Below are 16,225 nucleotides of genomic sequence, written 5' to 3'. Positions count from 1 at the left end.
GCTATTCAGCATTTTTAAGTTCTACAGAATTAATAACACGTTCTGCTATAGATTTCGCATAACGATCTTCTTTATTATAGGTAACAAGAATTTGCTGTAACCCATTGTTTTCTGCAAAATATAACATTTGATATTCGCATTTTTTATTTTTATTAGTCAAAGTATCTTTGATTTTATATTCCCCATACACTTTTACACCATTTGCCCCGCCTAGTGTTTCATATTCTTCATTTTTTATGGTAATATTTCTAGCTCCTTCTGCTTCAAAAGATCCTACTGCACTTTCTACAATCTCTCCAATTTCTATTTTTATCTCTTGATTCTCACGACCATCGACACGCATCGTACTTACAGCAGCATAAAAATCTTCTGTCAACCCGCCATATATAAAAGTTGAATTACCTTTAAGAATATGGTTTTGCCTATCTGTTAATTTATATTTATTACGAATTAAGACTTTTGGAGTAGAGATAGTAACAGGTGGTGATCCATAAGCACTATTTACCCAATCACTTTCTGCAAGTTCTTTTACTGGATGATTAAATACAGTATCTACAACCTCATGATATCCTTTTACAAGTATAATAACCACTAGACCAATTGCAAGTATCGATACCAATCCTAAACTACCAAATAGAATTTGTTTTTTACGTCTTTTATTAGCCACAGATTTTCTGTACTCTTCATCTACTAATAACTCTTCTTCTGTTGGTTCTGGAATCGCATTTTTTGTTTTATTAATTACTTGCTCTATTACATTGCGATCTGCTTTTGCTGTTATGACATCGGGTTTTGATTTTGCAAATTTAGCCATATCAGCTGTTTTCAACACCTTTTTCAGATCTTCTATAGTTGATTTATCCAAATCAAGAACTCCTGATCTTATTTCTTCGTCTAATCGCTCAATCAACTCATCAGTCGTACTCTCCATTGCATGATCATATACCTCTTCATCAATATATTTACGTGCGGTATCACTTAACTGTGAATAATACTCCTTATGTGAATCTTTTTCTAACAATTTAGATTCATCTATTTTCTGAAGTGTTAATATTGCTCGTTCATAAGGAGGCAATTGTTCTTCTTTCTTTGCAATACGTTTCTTCTTTCTCAATACAAAAAATATAATTACTCCTAATAGGAATAATCCTGCGACAACCCATAAAACCCAACTTTTTGAACTAGTAGGAAGCACTGCTTCTACATGTATCAACGGCTTAATCTCATATAGTTTCTGTTTGGTAGTGTCTACTAATACATCATGCACCTCTACCTTCAAAGAATCTGTAAAAAACACCTTATCACCAACAATTACTTTTTGTCTAGGAATCGTATAATGTCCTGAATCAAATTGTGTTAATGCATATTCTTTGGTAAGGTAAATTTTTTTACCATTTTTTGAGGTATCTATTTTTTTAGATTCAATAACTTCTAATGGAGTAAAGGTTGATCCCTCAGGAAAAACTACGATTTGAGTAGTGTCTACTTCAACCTTCATTTTATACCTGATCTCTTCTCCTATTTTTATTATAGTAGAATCGATTGTTGCAGAAACTTGGGCAGAAATTCCTGATCCACAAAAGACCAAGAACACCACCCAGATCAAATTCTTAAGAATTCCTGGCTGTATACTTCTCTTTTCTTGTTGTAACTCGTAATTCGTCATTCTTAAAATATCCTTATCCTCTTCTTTTAAAATAACCTAATAACTTCTTCACATAACTCTCATCAATCCTGCTGCTCAAAAAACCTGATCCACTTCTTGTAAAACTATCTCTAAAATAATCTACTCTTTCTTGATAATACTTACTGTAATTGATTCGTGTGTTTTTTGAAGCAGTATTTACTAATAAAAGCTCTCCTGTTTCTTCATCCTCCATTTGTACCATTCCCAAATTAGGAATTTCCTCTTCTCTTCTATCATAAACTCTAATTCCCGTAACATCGTGTTTTCCACCTGTAATTTTTAAAGTATGCTGGTAATCATCTGCGAGAAAATCAGATAACACAAAGACTATCGCTTTCTTTTTCATCACATTAGACAAAAACTTTAAGGCTTGAGTAATATTGGTTTTTTTACTTTTAGGCTCAAATTCTAGTAATTCTCTTATAATTCTAAGCACATGAGACCTTCCTTTTTTTGGAGGAATAAATAATTCTATTGAGTCAGTAAATAAAATCAAACCAATCTTATCATTATTCTGAGTAGCAGAAAAAGCCAAAGTTGCGGCAATTTCTGTAACAATACCTTTCTTAAATTGTTCTTGAGTACCAAAAAATTGCGAACCCGAAACATCTACCATAAGCATCATGGTGAGTTCTCGTTCTTCTTCAAACACTTTTATGTAAGGCTCATTGTAACGAGCTGTCACATTCCAATCTATATTACGAACATCATCGCCAAATTGATACTGTCGTACTTCACTAAAAGTCATCCCTCTACCTTTGAAGGTAGAATGATACTCTCCTCCAAAAACATGGTCGCTCAAACGACGAGTTTTGATCTCGATTTTTCTAACTTTTTTTAATAACTCCTTAGTATCCATAATTTTGCTTTGGGTTTCTTCACTTTGTGAATATTTTTAGCTTTAGGTCTTAAATTCCTAAAACGAAAAGAACTTCAAACAATTTATTACTATGGCACTTCAATTTCGTTTACTATCTTATTGATAATATCTTCAGAAGTTATGTTTTCTGCCTCGGCCTCATAGGTAATTCCTATTCTATGCCTAAGTACATCATGAATTATTGCACGTACATCTTCTGGAATTACATACCCTCTTCGTTTAATAAATGCATAACATTTTGCTGCTGTTGCCATATTAATACTACCACGAGGAGATGCTCCAAAATTGATCAATGGTTTTAGTTCTTCTAGACCATATTTTTCAGGATAACGAGTGGCAAAAATAATATCAAGAATATATTTCTCTATCTTTTCATCCATGTACACCTCTCTTACTGCACTCTGTGCTCTAAGAATTTGTTCTATAGAAACAACAGGGTTTACTTTTTCAAAAGACCCTTTGAGGTTAGCACGAACAATCAATTGTTCTTCTGCCAGTTTTGGATAATCAATAACTGTCTTTAGCATAAAACGGTCTACCTGAGCTTCTGGCAAAGGATAAGTACCTTCTTGTTCTACTGGATTTTGTGTCGCCATTACTAGAAAAGGCTTATCTAATATAAATGTTTCATCCCCAATAGTAACTTGTTTTTCTTGCATTGCTTCTAGTAAAGCACTCTGTACTTTTGCAGGAGCACGGTTTATTTCATCTGCCAAAACAAAATTAGCGAAAATAGGCCCTTTCTTAATCGAAAAATCATTCTCTTTCATATTAAAGATAAGAGTTCCAACTACATCTGCTGGCAGTAAATCTGGAGTAAACTGTATTCTACTAAAGCTACCATGAACAGCTTTTGACAATGTATTAATTGCCAATGTTTTTGCCAATCCAGGAACTCCTTCTAACAGAATGTGACCTTGACCTAATAACCCAATAAGTAAACGCTCAACCATGTGTTTTTGACCTACAATTACTTTATTCATTTCTAAAGTAAGTAAATCTACAAATGCAGACTCTTTTTCTATCTTCTGGTTGATTGAAGCAATATCAATAGAACTGTTCTCTTCCATCTATTTTTATTTTTTTTAAAGGCGTGAATTTAATACTACTAATCCAACATTGCAAATTGTCGAAATATTTTTCATTCTCTTGTTAATTCTTGGTTAAATGTACTTTCAAATATTCATATCAGATACAAAATTTGAAGTATCTTTAAACTACTTTTACAAAAAATTAGACATACTGATTTTTATCATTTTTTTTATGATGAGTATACAAAAAGACGTATCTCTTGTAAAGGTGTTGCATTTTTCACAACAATTAAAGAAATATTATTTTCTAATGTAATTAGACCTTTTTTCTTTTCAATTACTTTACAGTATTTGAAAAAATCAAGATTATGGTGTATCCAGAGAAAGCATCATGTGATTTATTGTTAAAATTAAAAAACATATACCATAATATAAAACACAATAATATAATTATGAAGACAGCATTAATAACAGGGGCTACAAGTGGGATCGGAAAATCTACTGCGATAGCGTTGGCAAAACACAATATTAACCTTATTCTTTGTGGGCGTCGACAAAATCGATTAACTGACTTGCAAAAAGAACTTAGCAAAACTGTCTCAGTACATACACTTTGTTTTGATGTGAGAGACAAAGGCGATGTTTTCTCTGCAATAGAAAACCTCCCCGTAGAATTTAGAAAAGTTGATATTTTGATCAATAATGCAGGAAATGCACATGGACTTAGCTCCATTCAAGATGGAAATCTTGATGATTGGGATGCTATGATGGATATTAATGTAAAAGGACTCTTATATGTTTCTAAAGCTGTTATCCCAAAAATGATCAAACATAAATCTGGTCATATCATTAATATTGGTTCAATTGCAGGAAAAGAAGTGTATCCAAATGGTAATGTTTATTGCGCCAGCAAACATGCTGTAGATGCAATAAACAAAGGAATGCGTATAGACCTCAATCAACACGGTATTCGGGTAGGAGCTATTCATCCAGGGCTAGTAGAAACAGAGTTTAGCAATGTGCGATTCAAAGGAGATGACCAAAAAGCAGATAATGTATACAAAGGATATACTCCTCTTCTTCCAAAAGATATAGCTGACATTATTTCCTTTGTAGTTACCAGACCATACCATGTGAATATTGCTGATCTTATTGTATTTCCTACAGCACAAGCAAGTAGTACAATAGTAACCAAAAAAATATAATAATTCTTTATTCTTATCACATTGCAGGCCCAATAAAAATAGCTAAGTTTATGTTGGAGAAAAACTTAAACTATTATTCATAAAAAAGGAATGATTAATAAACGCCTTCTCATTAAAAATTTACTGGCACATAATGACGAAAATAGTTTTTATGACAAGAAGCGTAAACTTAATATTGGCGAAAAAGATGGCAAAGCCAAACTCCTGAAACACATTTGTGCCCTTGCCAATTCTAACCCAAAAAACAACTCTTATATCGTAATTGGTGTTGAAGATGAAGATAATAGAATACCTGGGGTAGATTTTTTTGATGATAGCAAAATCCAAAATCTGGTCAATGCCTATTTAGATAACCCCCCTAATGTGTCCTATGAGAATATCCCATTTCCTCATCTTCCCTCAGACAAAGTTGTTGGATTGGTAACAATTCGTCCTCAAGGAGGTAAACTTTGTTCTCTTCGCAAAAACATATGGAAATATTATGGTGGTAGTGTCTTTTTTAGAGATGGTAGTATCAGCATGCCTAAAGTTTTTGATATCGAAATCAAAGATGTTAACTCAGAAATAGTAAATGCTATAGAGAGTCATGCACAAAATAATATCGAACTTACACTTGATGGAGTTTTTGATTTCATGAACTCAAGAACCGACTATAATCCTACATATCGGGTTTTCAAGGAATACTTTGTAGTTTGTTGGGCAGGAAAAGAAAAAAGACAAAATGAAGAAACCTATTATTCTAGAGTTGACATTGAATTAATTAATGAACAGGTTAAATTATTTTATTCAGAACTAGATGAAGTAAGTATATCATTAACCAACGACCAGTTCAAAATTATTGAATACGTACAATTGGGGTTACAAGATAACTTTGCATATTACCCTCTGGAAGAAGTAACAATCACTTTTAAGGATAATGCAAGTTATGATATCGAAAATAAACTTCTATTTGAGCCTCCTCAATTTGATCGAAAAACATTGCATCACCTTTACAACAGTAATAATAGCTTAATAGAAAAATTGAAAAATAACAGTTTATTATCTAAAAATGATGAGAAAGATATTATCAATCTTCCTGCTACATACCTAATATGCTACTTTAATGATTTTCATGAAGCAAAGGAGAGGCTAGAAGAAGCAAAACCGTATCTAAAAGCACATAATGATACTGCATATTCTCTTTACAAAGAAAGTATGCGAATCTTAAGAAAAGTTAGATACAATTAAACAAAATATAACAATTATTAGTAATCAATAAATTAGCAAACTCATATTATGGGAAGAATTTTAGTCATTGGAGATATGCACGGCGCTTTGAATGCCTTACAGCAAATACTCAAAAGAGCAAAAGTTACCCAAGATGACACCTTACTTTTTTTGGGAGATTATGTAGATGGCTGGAGTCATAGTGCTGAATTAGTTTCATTTTTAATACAACTCAATACTTCTCATAATTGCATATTCATCAAAGGAAATCATGATGATCTTTGCTATACTTGGTTAACCAAAAAAACATATAATCCTGATTGGGTTGAACATGGCGGACAAGCAACAATAGATTCATACGCAAAACTATCTCAAGAAGAAATCGATATTCATCTTGATTTTTATAAGAACCTTATTAATTACCATGTCGACAATCATAATCGGCTGTTCCTTCATGCTGGGTTTACCAGTATTCATGGACCACATCGAGAATATTTTGATGAATCTTTTTATTGGGATAGAACGCTATGGGAAACTGCACTTGCAATAGACCCTACGCTCAAAAAAAACAGTCCAAAATACCCAAAGAGATTATTACTTTTTGACGAAATTTATATTGGCCATACACCTGTAACAAGAATTAATAAAACTGCTCCAGTACAAGCAAATTGTATCTGGAATATAGATACAGGAGCTGCATTTAAAGGGGCGCTAACTATAATGGATATTAACACTAAAAAGTTTTGGCAAAGCGACCCTGTTTATCAATTATATCCTGATGAAAACGGAAGGAATTAAGAAATAAAAAGGTAACAAAAAGGCACAACTATTGATATAATGTTGTAAATGACAAAAACCAAAAATCATGAAAACAACAATTAAATTTTTAACCTATAGCTTACTAGCTTTTTCTTTGGTGTTTATAATTATCAAAGAAAAGGTTCATTTATAGGGAAAATAAACTCAAAATCAATCCAACTATTATAGAAACAGAACTACACACTTCGTCTTATAAAAAAGAACTTCCTTATATCAGATAAGATGTAAGTTACATCACTCATGACCTATTCACAATGAAAATGATGTAATACCAATTTGGTATAATTAACTCAAAAATATTTTTCTTCGACCAATCTATTTTGTAGTTTTAAAAACACAAATTTAAAATCAACTCATCAATGGGAATTTTTGACGAAATAAAGAAGAAGCTTAACCATGAATTTATAGATATTATAGAGTGGTTAGACTATACAGATAATACTATCGTACATAGGTTTGAACGATATCAAAATGAAATTAAAAACGACGCAAAGCTTATTGTAAGAGAAGGACAAACTGCAGTCTTTATAAACGAGGGACAACTCGCAGATGTTTTTACACCTGGAACATATACACTAAACACACAAAACCTTCCTATTCTAACCACATTAAAAGGATGGAAATATGGTTTCAACAGCCCTTTTAAAGCAGAAGTATATTTTGTAAACACTCATTTGTTTACAGATGAAAAATGGGGTACAAAAAACCCAATCACTCTAAATGATGATCGTTTTGGATTGGTAGAAATTCGTGCATTCGGAACATACGCTTTTAAAATCAATGATGCAGGAAAATTTATTGTAGATATTGTAGGAACTGATGCCAATTTTACCAACTTTGAGATCAACGAGCATCTTAAAAGTTTAATCTCTACACGTTTTACAGATACTATTGGTGAGGCTAATTTACCTATTGAACTCTATGCAGCCAATACTACAGAATTATCAGATACTTGCCGCGAGGTAATGCAACCTGAATTCAACTCAGTTGGTATTTCTCTGGAAAAATTCTTTATCGAGAATGTCTCTATGCCAGAAGAGCTGAAAAAAGAAATTTTTGAATACAGCAGAATTGATAAGCTAGACTTGGATAAATTAACCAAGTTTAAAACAGCAAAAGCTATTGAAGCAGCAGCAGCCAATGAAGGAGGAACTGCAGGTGCTGGAATGGGAATGGGAATGGGATTTGTTCTTGCACAGCAAATGGGTGGTATGATGAGCCCAACGGCAGGACAACAACAAGCACACACTCCTCAACAAGCAGCTCCAATAACCCCACCACCAATGCCAGTGCAAGTGCAGTATTTTTATGCACATAACGAACAACAAGCAGGACCAGCATCTTTTGAACAATTAAAAGTATTATTTGCAAACAGAACTATTAATAAAGATTCTCTGATCTGGAAACAAGGAATGAGTAATTGGACTGCTCTAAAAGATATAGAAGAGTTAAAATCATTTCTTGGCGGAAACACACCTCCTCCTTTACCAGGTAACTAATTTATAGTATTTAGAATAAAAAACTCAGCTTATAGCTGAACACATCAAGATTTTGTAAAATATCAAAGAATATCTTTGACAAACTTATACAGTGTATAAACTAGTCGTTTTTATAAGACTTGCGATACGTACATGGAACAAAAAGAACAAAAAGCAGTTTCAGAACATAAAAAATCCTGCACCAATTGTGGTGCAGAATTAAAATACAAACCTGGAACTAAACATATTACCTGCGAATATTGTGGTCATCATGAAGAAATCACACACGCTACTGATGGCTTTCAAGAATTAGAACTTAAACCTTATCTACAAGAAATGGGATCTCAATCTCATTCTGAGGAAATCATGATGTTACATTGTAAAAATTGTGGCGCAAATCAACATATTGAAGAAAATTATAAATCTTTGCATTGTGTTTATTGTACGATGCCTCTAATTATAGAAGATGCTTATAAGGAAGATTGGATTCTACCTGGAGCGATACTCCCTTTTCAATTTGATCAAAAAAAATCCCATCAAATTTTTTCAAAATGGGTAAAAGGTTTATGGTTTGCTCCTAATAACCTCAAAAAAGCTACTCTAGACCCACAAAATACCAAAGGGCTATACTTACCATACTGGACTTTTGATGCCCAGTTATACGCCAACTATAGAGGAGAACGAGGAGACTATTATTATGTCAATGTACCCTATACAACAACTATAAATGGTAAACAGGTTTCAAAAACCCGAAGAGAACGCAGAACCAGATGGTCTTCTGCCAGCGGAAACATTACTGGTTTTGTTGATGATACCTTAATAAAAGCATCTCATCAAAATAAAAACCCTATTCCTAAAAAAATATCAAATTGGAATCTAAATTTACTAGAATCCTTCAATACAGGATTCTTAGCTGGTTTTGTTACCGAAAAATATACAATACCACTCAAAGATGGTCACCTGTCTTCTACAAAAGAAGCTGAACGTATTGCCGATACTTGGACTCGACAAGATATCGGGGGAGACACTCAAAGGGTGCATCATATTGACATGAGTTTAAGTCAAGAAACTTTTAAACATATTCTTCTTCCTGTCTACATAAGTGCATATCGATTTAATAGCAAAAAGTATAATTTTTTTATCAATGGTCAAACAGGAGCTATTTCTGGAAGTAGACCGTATTCTTTTTGGAAAATATTTTTCTTCGTATTATTTATAGCGGCTATTATTGGAGCAATAATATGGTTTTCAGAAAAATAACAGCGATCTATTAAAATACTCTAAGGCAATCCCCAAAAAAAACCTCGTTTTGTTATTTCAAATAACTTGCGAGGTCTTATACTAGTTGTATTTTATTTTTTGCCTAAACTAAAAAACAATTCAATTCAGATCACGGTTATTTCAATTAAGAATTAGTATAACGCTTTAACAGCTCACTTGTAGATGCATCATGCTTTTCAATCTTACCAGTATCTATTTCAGAAAGTATTGTGGCTGCTAGTTGCTTACCTAGCTCTACACCCCATTGATCATAACTAAAGATATTCCAAATAACTCCTTGAACAAAAATGCGTTGTTCATACATTGCTACCAATGCACCCAAGCTTTTAGGAGTAAGTTTATCAATCAAAAGAGTTGTAGTAGGTTTATTTCCTTCAAAAACTTTGAATGGCATTAATTGCTTGAGTTTATCTTCAGACAAATCTTTACTTTTCAAGTCAACGAGTACTTCTTCTTCTGTTTTACCATTCATCAAGGCTTCTGTCTGTGCAAAGAAATTTGCCATTAATTTATCCTGATGGCTCTGATCTTGGAATAAAGAATGTTTAAATCCTATAAACTCTGCAGGAATCAATTTCGTTCCTTGATGAATTAATTGAAAAAATGCATGTTGCGCATTTGTTCCTGGCTCACCCCAGATAATTGTACCGGTTTGATAATCCACAGGGTTTCCATTACGGTCTATACTTTTTCCATTACTCTCCATAATACCTTGTTGTAAATACGCAGGTAATCTATGCAAATATTGAGAGTAAGGAATAATAGCTTCGCTCTCTGCCTCAAAGAAATTATTATACCAAACACTTATCAACCCAAGAATAACGGATATATTCTCTTCAAAAGGAGTGCCCTTGAAATGTTTATCCATTTCGCAAGCTCCTTTTAGCAATCCTTCAAAATGTTCATACCCTACAGTCAAACTTATAGATAATCCAACGGCACTCCATAATGAAAAACGACCACCTACCCAATCCCACAAAGGGAAAATATTTTCTTGAGCAATTCCAAAATTGGTAACATTAGCTACATTACTGGATACCGCTACAAAATGCTGACCAACTGCTTCTTTTGGTGCTTTTTTAACAAACCACTCTCTTGCTGTAGTTGCATTGGATAAGGTTTCTTGTGTAGAAAAGGTCTTAGAAACTACCACAAACAAAGTAGTTTCAGGGTTTAATTTTTTTAAGCTTTGGTGTACATGATCTCCATCTACATTAGAGATAAAATGTGTAGTCAAGTGATTCTGATAATAAGCCAAAGATTCTGTAATCATAGCAGGACCAAGATCAGATCCTCCTATTCCTATGTTTACAATATCCGTAAACGCTTTGCCTGTATACCCTGTAAGGGCTCCTGAAATGACTTGATCACTAAACGTTTTTATCTTTTCTTTTACATCTGTAATTTCTGGGATAATATTTTTACCATCAACAATAATCTCATGTGTTGATGGAGTTCTAAGTGCTGTATGTAAAACTGCCCTTTCTTCTGTTTCATTAATAACACTTCCTTCAAAATAATGCTGTATGGCTTCTTTAAGACCTGTTTGGTCCGCAAGGTCCAACAACAGTTTCTTGGTTGTACTATCTATTCTGTTTTTGGAGTAGTCAATATAAAAATCTTGCCAAGCAATAGAAAAAACATTTGCACGCTCAGGGTCTTGCTTAAAAAGATCCTTGAGATGAGCATGTTTTATCGTTTCATAATGTGACTTTAAGTCTTGCCAAGCTTTTGTGGTGGTAGGATTTATAGTTGGTAGTGACATGGTTATAAAATTTCTTCTGGTTTTTTTGGTTTTTCTGGTTTAAACAATATACTGTCTAGCTGTGTTCTTAATGGTTTTATGTGATTATAAAAACCTGTTCTTAGGCTATCTGCTAATGGTTTTGATGCAGGAAGATCTTCTCTAAAAGGATCTACTTCTTTTCCGTTTTTCCAAAACCTATAACATACATGAGGGCCACTGGTATTACCTGTCATACCAATATACCCTATCACATCTCCTTGTTTTACAAATTGGCCTACTTTTACAGCTTGTTTACTCATATGTAAATATTGCGTATCATAGGTTGCATTGTGTCTTATCTTTACGTATTTACCATTTCCTCCTTTTCGTTCGGATTTGGTTACGATACCATCTGATGTTGCTAAAATAGGTGTGCCTACTGGTGCTGCAAAATCGGTTCCTCTATGTGGTCTAATTTTGTTACCATAATACTTGATTCTTCTTTTGAGATTATACCTAGAAGAAATTCTACTGAATTTTACAGGTGCTGTAAGAAATGCTCTTCGCAAATTATTAGCTTTCTCATCAAAGTAATCCATCGACTTATTAATAGAATCATCCATAAACCTAAATGCATAGATAGATTTTCCGCGATGTTCAAAATACGATGCTTTAATCTGGTCAACTCCAGCAGGAATTGAATCATCTATAAAACGTTCTGTATAAACCACCTTAAACCTATCTCCTGCCTGTAGTCTTGTAAAATCTATTGTCCAAGCATAGATATCTGCCATATTATATGCTACCAGAAAATTAAGGTCCATATCATCAAAGGTTTGCATCAGACTACTATTTATGGTCCCTGAAGCAACTTTTTCTACGAGTGCAACTGGTTTTTTATTTTTTCTGGCACTTATACTATCTCTTAAATCAATTACTGTATAATCTATCTTATTATCTTGATAAACAAAAACCTGCACTTTATCTGTCGTGTCTTTTGATTTAAGAAGCGTATATGGTTTTCCTGCTTTTATTCTCGCTACATTAAACGTGTCTTTAATTGCATTGGTTATCTCAAAAACCTTTGCTGTACCTATGCCGTGGAAATCCATAATTGCACCAAAACTATCTCCTGATCGTATGGTATCTCTTACTACATTAAAATCATTTAGAACATATCCAAACTCTTTAATAACAGGTGGTGCTTTTTCTTCCTGCACAAGCTCAGGAACACCATTCATTATTTCTTTTTTTTCTTTTTTACATGAAAATAATACTACCATAACTAGTAGTAAGTAACCTATTTGTTTCAACTGACAATTATTTATTTTGTGGTATTAAATTGATGGGTTACCCATTGTTGGCCCCAATTCTCTTTCTCTTCTTCACTCCAAAGATTAGGAAAAAACATGATTCTCTGAAAACTTGGAGGCAAAAAACTTTTCCAGTTGGTTCCTCCAGTAGCTTTAACCTCTCCTTTTCCTTTACTGAGATATCTATAAGCTGCACCCATATGCATTAATAACCAATTAATATTCACATTAGTGTCAAAAGTACGTAATGCTTCTATAAGATGACTATTATTTCGTTCTTTTTCGGGAAGCTCCTGATACTTATGAAAAATAGTACTGTGCTGCACTTGCTGTGCAATACGCATCATTCTTGGTGTATACCTATATTCAAATTGTTTGAGAGTTAGTGTTTTTTCACCTGTATCTTTATCTGTAGCACCAGATTTCCAGTATAAATGTTCGAACACTTCTTCTAGTTCATCTTTTTCAGAAAATTGATTTCTTTCTTTAGAACTCACCAAATGTACCAAAGGAGTTGAATAAATCTCGATTAATCTAAATTGTACTGATTGAAAACCACTAGCTGGTAAAAGGGACATTCTATATTTGAGAAATTGCTCTTTATCCATCCCTTTGATCATCACATCAAAAGAATTAATTAAAACGTTAAAATAGCGATTTACTCTTTCTATTTTTGATATAAAAAATGTAGCTGTTTGCAACTTATCATCAATGATTTGCTTTAACTCATGTATAATAAGTTTAAAATACAATTCTGTAATCTGGTGATATGTAATAAATATCTCTTCATCTGGAAAATGAGTTCTGGGTATTTGCAAACTCAATAATGTATCTAGATGGATGTAATCCCAATAGGTAAGGTATCGGTCATGAAGAAGACCATCTAGGTATGAGCCCAGATTCTGGCCAGAATTTTTAAATTTTTTTTCTAATTGCTTTATTTTTTCGGCAATCTCTGGTTTTATAGATTCATTCATTAATCTACTATAATTTTAAACGGGTGTTTCAGCCCTTTGAAGGCATCTAAATCTGCTTTTATAGAACCTACTAGTATATCTGCTTTTATTCTTACAGGCATTCGATTATCATCATCACTTACCCACACGGTCATACTTTCTTCTTCTTTAAAAATCCTTTCTGCCTGAACATAAGGTCTAAATTTTAAACATGCAATTTTACCCATTTTAGTTTTAATAACTTCTCTTCCTAAAAACTTTAACTTAAATCGATAGTTTTCATTATCAAAAAACATATTTACATATTGTTCATCTCCTTTTTTCAGAGAAGATGTATTGATATTATTACGTAAGTAATAAAACGAAGACATCATATCTTGTACTCCAGGCTTAATCGCAAAAGATTTTTTGGTATTATATTTTTTATTAAACACCCTTGCTTTATTTCCTTTATAATCAAAGTTGATTTCTATATCCTTGGTATGTCCTCCTTCATTTATCTTTCTGATAAAACGATATGGCTTTACTTCTTTTCTATCAATATAAGTTTCGTAATAGTCTTCTACTTTAAAAAATACGCTTAAAATACCAGATGATTTACCAGTCCCGATTATATGATGTACTGGTACACCGTTTAATTTTTCATCTTTAATTTCTAGGGTTGCATAACTTGCTGTAAAAAGACCGTAATGAATTCTAAATTTGAACCATTCTCCTGCATCAAACGCTTTATGGTTTTTTTGAGAAGAAACAGTCATGGCACTTATTCCTAAAAGTAATGTAAAAATATACTTTTTCATAGTATGGGGGCATTGTTATTATTCGATTTATATATTCATTGGTTATATATAATTACAATATCCATTCCAAAAATAACATTTAATGTGAAGAGATAAAAACTAATATTATTATTAAATTTAAAACATAAAAACAAAAAGAGAGCCACCACAGCTCTCTCTTTTACTTTTATTAACCAACTAAAAACTTAAATTATGAGAATAATTATTGTTATTAGATATAGGCGGTAACCACTCCACCTCTATTTGCAAAATTGCACTTTTTTTGAATAATTATCAAACGAAAACGTTTTTTTATTATGAATTTTAACAAAAATTTATACTGAGGTCGTTAAAGATTACATTTTTCTCAAAAAACTAAAAACCCATTACAGTTAATAAAAATCGTATTTTTCAAAAAACCCAAGCAAGATTATATATTAAAAAACTCGTTTAATTTATAGGCTCATATTGCTTTACTACCTGATCTATTTTTCCAAAAATAGTTTTTCCTTGATTATTTTTCATTTCAATCTCTATACGATCTCCAAAACTCATAAAAGGAGTTGTGGGTTTCCCATCTTTTATAATTTCAAGACACCTAATTTCAGCAAGGCAACTAGATCCATTAGGACTTCCTTGATTTGCAACTGTACCAGATCCTATTACAGAGCCTGCCATCAACGATCGAGATTTGGCTGCATGAGCAATCAATTGACCAAAATCAAATGTCATATCAACGCCTGCATTAGGAGTTCCTATAATTTTAGAGTTTAATGTAGAAATAAGTGGTAAATGAACCTTTCCCCCATCCCAAGCATCTTCTAATTCATCAGGAGTTACTACTACTGGAGAAAATGTAGTCCATGGTTTTGATTGATAAAACCCAAATTGCTTAGATAACTCGTTAGGAATCAAATTCCTCAAAGAAACGTCATTAATAATTGCAATAAGCTTGATATGGTTTTGTGCATTTTTTGCATTTACTCCTGCAGGAACATCGTCTGTTATTATAGCTACTTCTGATTCAAAATCAATTCCCCATTCTTCATTCTCAATTTCAATATCATCATTTGCTCCTATAAATGCATCTGAAGCCCCCATATACATCAAAGGGTCAGTCCAGAAAGTTTTTGGCAATTCTGCATTTCTTGCTTTTCTTACCAATTCTACATGGGTAACATAAGCACTGCCATCTGCCCAATGATATGCTCTGGGAATAGCTGCCATTGCTTCTGATGAATTAAAATCAAAAACATCAGACAACTCATCATTTTGCAATTGTTTATATACTTTTTCTAATTGATGCGCAATAGCACCCCAATTATCTAATGCTCCTTGCATTGTTTGAGCTATCTCAGGAACTTTTACAGCTTTGGTTAACGCTTTGTTTACTACAATTAACTGACCATCTCTGGTATTATTTTTTATTGTTGCTAATTTCATTTTTATGGTTTTACACAGAAGGATACACTAAACAGCACTCCTCTCTATTATATAATTATATGCTTATCCGTTTTCTCCCCCAAGATAATTCCATCTATTAGATACAGCTGCGACCATCAGTCTATCGAAAATATTATCAAAATACCTTCGATTAAACTTAAAGCAGTATTCATTTAGATAGTTTTGAAGAAAATCATCATCTATTCTATGATGTACATCAAGTAGCAATCTCTTAGCATTGCTTATTGCTGTATGCACCCATGGTAATATTGTGTTATTAATAAGAGCATAAATTAGTTTATCTTTTGTTTTAAAAATCCTTATTTTTAGGTTGTGAGAAGAAGAAATAAAAAAAGACACAGTCAAGAAGCTCAGGAATTGATTCGTTTTAGGGTAGCGGATTACCTAAAAGCTAAAAAAG

13 protein-coding genes and 1 pseudogene are annotated in these 16,225 nt (G+C 32.7%); 5 read left to right on the top strand and 9 right to left on the bottom strand.

Going from position 1 to position 16,225, the window contains the following annotated elements; translation table 11 throughout:
- Nucleotide 1 precedes the first annotated feature (1 nt).
- From CVD18_RS02145 to CVD18_RS02135, 3 genes are all read right to left on the bottom strand, one after another.
- Complete coding sequence (locus tag CVD18_RS02145; protein ID WP_103863798.1) at nt 2-1,666, bottom strand: BatD family protein; 1,665 nt, start codon at nt 1,664-1,666, stop codon at nt 2-4.
- A gap of 13 nt (nt 1,667-1,679) precedes the next feature.
- Entirely contained in the window at nt 1,680-2,546 is an 867-nt protein-coding gene (locus CVD18_RS02140) for a DUF58 domain-containing protein (protein WP_103863797.1), read from the bottom strand.
- 89 nt (nt 2,547-2,635) lie between these two features.
- Nucleotides 2,636-3,637: a MoxR family ATPase gene (locus CVD18_RS02135; protein WP_103863796.1), complete on the bottom strand. Its 1,002-nt coding sequence runs from the start codon at nt 3,635-3,637 to the stop codon at nt 2,636-2,638.
- 410 nt (nt 3,638-4,047) lie between these two features.
- On the opposite strand from CVD18_RS02135, the gene CVD18_RS02130 reads away from it, so the two are divergent.
- From CVD18_RS02130 to CVD18_RS02110, 5 genes are all read left to right on the top strand, one after another.
- Complete coding sequence (locus CVD18_RS02130; RefSeq protein WP_103863859.1) at nt 4,048-4,803, top strand: SDR family NAD(P)-dependent oxidoreductase; 756 nt, start codon at nt 4,048-4,050, stop codon at nt 4,801-4,803.
- Between the two features lie 90 nt (nt 4,804-4,893).
- Nucleotides 4,894-6,030, top strand: coding sequence for an ATP-binding protein (locus CVD18_RS02125; protein ID WP_103863795.1), 1,137 nt, complete (start codon nt 4,894-4,896; stop codon nt 6,028-6,030).
- 48 nt (nt 6,031-6,078) lie between these two features.
- Entirely contained in the window at nt 6,079-6,807 is a 729-nt protein-coding gene (locus CVD18_RS02120; RefSeq protein WP_103863794.1) for a metallophosphoesterase, read from the top strand.
- A 380-nt stretch (nt 6,808-7,187) separates the two neighbouring features.
- Nucleotides 7,188-8,327, top strand: a complete 1,140-nt coding sequence (locus CVD18_RS02115) for an SPFH domain-containing protein (protein WP_103863793.1) — start codon at nt 7,188-7,190, stop codon at nt 8,325-8,327.
- A gap of 132 nt (nt 8,328-8,459) precedes the next feature.
- Nucleotides 8,460-9,566 (top strand): DNA helicase PriA, encoded by a 1,107-nt coding sequence (locus CVD18_RS02110; protein WP_103863792.1) that lies wholly within the window; start codon nt 8,460-8,462, stop codon nt 9,564-9,566.
- Nucleotides 9,567-9,711: 145 nt separating this feature from the next.
- Here CVD18_RS02110 and pgi read toward each other — a convergent pair whose 3' ends face one another.
- The 6 genes and pseudogenes from pgi to CVD18_RS02080 all read right to left on the bottom strand — a co-directional run.
- Nucleotides 9,712-11,352, bottom strand: coding sequence for a glucose-6-phosphate isomerase (pgi, locus tag CVD18_RS02105; RefSeq protein ID WP_103863791.1), 1,641 nt, complete (start codon nt 11,350-11,352; stop codon nt 9,712-9,714).
- A 2-nt stretch (nt 11,353-11,354) separates the two neighbouring features.
- The gene (locus CVD18_RS02100) at nt 11,355-12,626 is read right to left on the bottom strand and encodes a peptidoglycan DD-metalloendopeptidase family protein (protein ID WP_233194450.1); all 1,272 of its coding nucleotides are present in this window, start codon (nt 12,624-12,626) and stop codon (nt 11,355-11,357) included.
- Between the two features lie 11 nt (nt 12,627-12,637).
- The gene (locus CVD18_RS02095; protein WP_103863789.1) at nt 12,638-13,603 is read right to left on the bottom strand and encodes a tryptophan 2,3-dioxygenase family protein; all 966 of its coding nucleotides are present in this window, start codon (nt 13,601-13,603) and stop codon (nt 12,638-12,640) included.
- A complete protein-coding gene (locus tag CVD18_RS02090; RefSeq protein ID WP_103863788.1) occupies nt 13,603-14,382 on the bottom strand; it encodes a DUF3108 domain-containing protein in 780 nt (259 codons plus the stop codon). Before CVD18_RS02090 ends, CVD18_RS02095 begins: the two co-directional genes overlap by 1 nt.
- Before the next feature lie 429 nt (nt 14,383-14,811).
- Nucleotides 14,812-15,804 carry a fumarylacetoacetate hydrolase family protein gene (locus tag CVD18_RS02085; RefSeq protein ID WP_103863787.1) on the bottom strand — a complete coding sequence of 331 codons (993 nt, stop codon included), beginning with the start codon at nt 15,802-15,804 and terminating at the stop codon, nt 14,812-14,814.
- Nucleotides 15,805-15,867: 63 nt separating this feature from the next.
- A pseudogene (locus tag CVD18_RS02080) lies at nt 15,868-16,074 on the bottom strand (transposase); the annotation flags it as partial.
- Between the last annotated feature and the right edge of the window lie 151 nt (nt 16,075-16,225).

Origin of the sequence: Aquimarina sp. I32.4, assembly GCF_002924285.1 — a bacterium.
In the GTDB taxonomy this organism is placed as follows: Bacteria; Bacteroidota; Bacteroidia; order Flavobacteriales; family Flavobacteriaceae; genus Aquimarina.
This window is presented reverse-complemented; position numbering and strand designations above follow the sequence as displayed.

Bases quoted from the DNA above. Each gene is read 5' to 3' on its own strand.
- CVD18_RS02085 (WP_103863787.1), bottom strand. From the start codon at position 15,804: ATGAAATTAGCAACAATAAAAAATAATACCAGAGATGGTCAGTTAATT.
- CVD18_RS02115 (WP_103863793.1), top strand. From the start codon at position 7,188: ATGGGAATTTTTGACGAAATAAAGAAGAAGCTTAACCATGAATTTATA.
- CVD18_RS02125 (WP_103863795.1), top strand. From the start codon at position 4,894: ATGATTAATAAACGCCTTCTCATTAAAAATTTACTGGCACATAATGAC.
- CVD18_RS02120 (WP_103863794.1), top strand. From the start codon at position 6,079: ATGGGAAGAATTTTAGTCATTGGAGATATGCACGGCGCTTTGAATGCC.
- CVD18_RS02095 (WP_103863789.1), bottom strand. From the start codon at position 13,603: ATGAATGAATCTATAAAACCAGAGATTGCCGAAAAAATAAAGCAATTA.
- CVD18_RS02135 (WP_103863796.1), bottom strand. From the start codon at position 3,637: ATGGAAGAGAACAGTTCTATTGATATTGCTTCAATCAACCAGAAGATA.
- CVD18_RS02110 (WP_103863792.1), top strand. From the start codon at position 8,460: ATGGAACAAAAAGAACAAAAAGCAGTTTCAGAACATAAAAAATCCTGC.
- CVD18_RS02090 (WP_103863788.1), bottom strand. From the start codon at position 14,382: ATGAAAAAGTATATTTTTACATTACTTTTAGGAATAAGTGCCATGACT.
- CVD18_RS02140 (WP_103863797.1), bottom strand. From the start codon at position 2,546: ATGGATACTAAGGAGTTATTAAAAAAAGTTAGAAAAATCGAGATCAAA.
- pgi (WP_103863791.1), bottom strand. From the start codon at position 11,352: ATGTCACTACCAACTATAAATCCTACCACCACAAAAGCTTGGCAAGAC.
- CVD18_RS02145 (WP_103863798.1), bottom strand. From the start codon at position 1,666: ATGACGAATTACGAGTTACAACAAGAAAAGAGAAGTATACAGCCAGGA.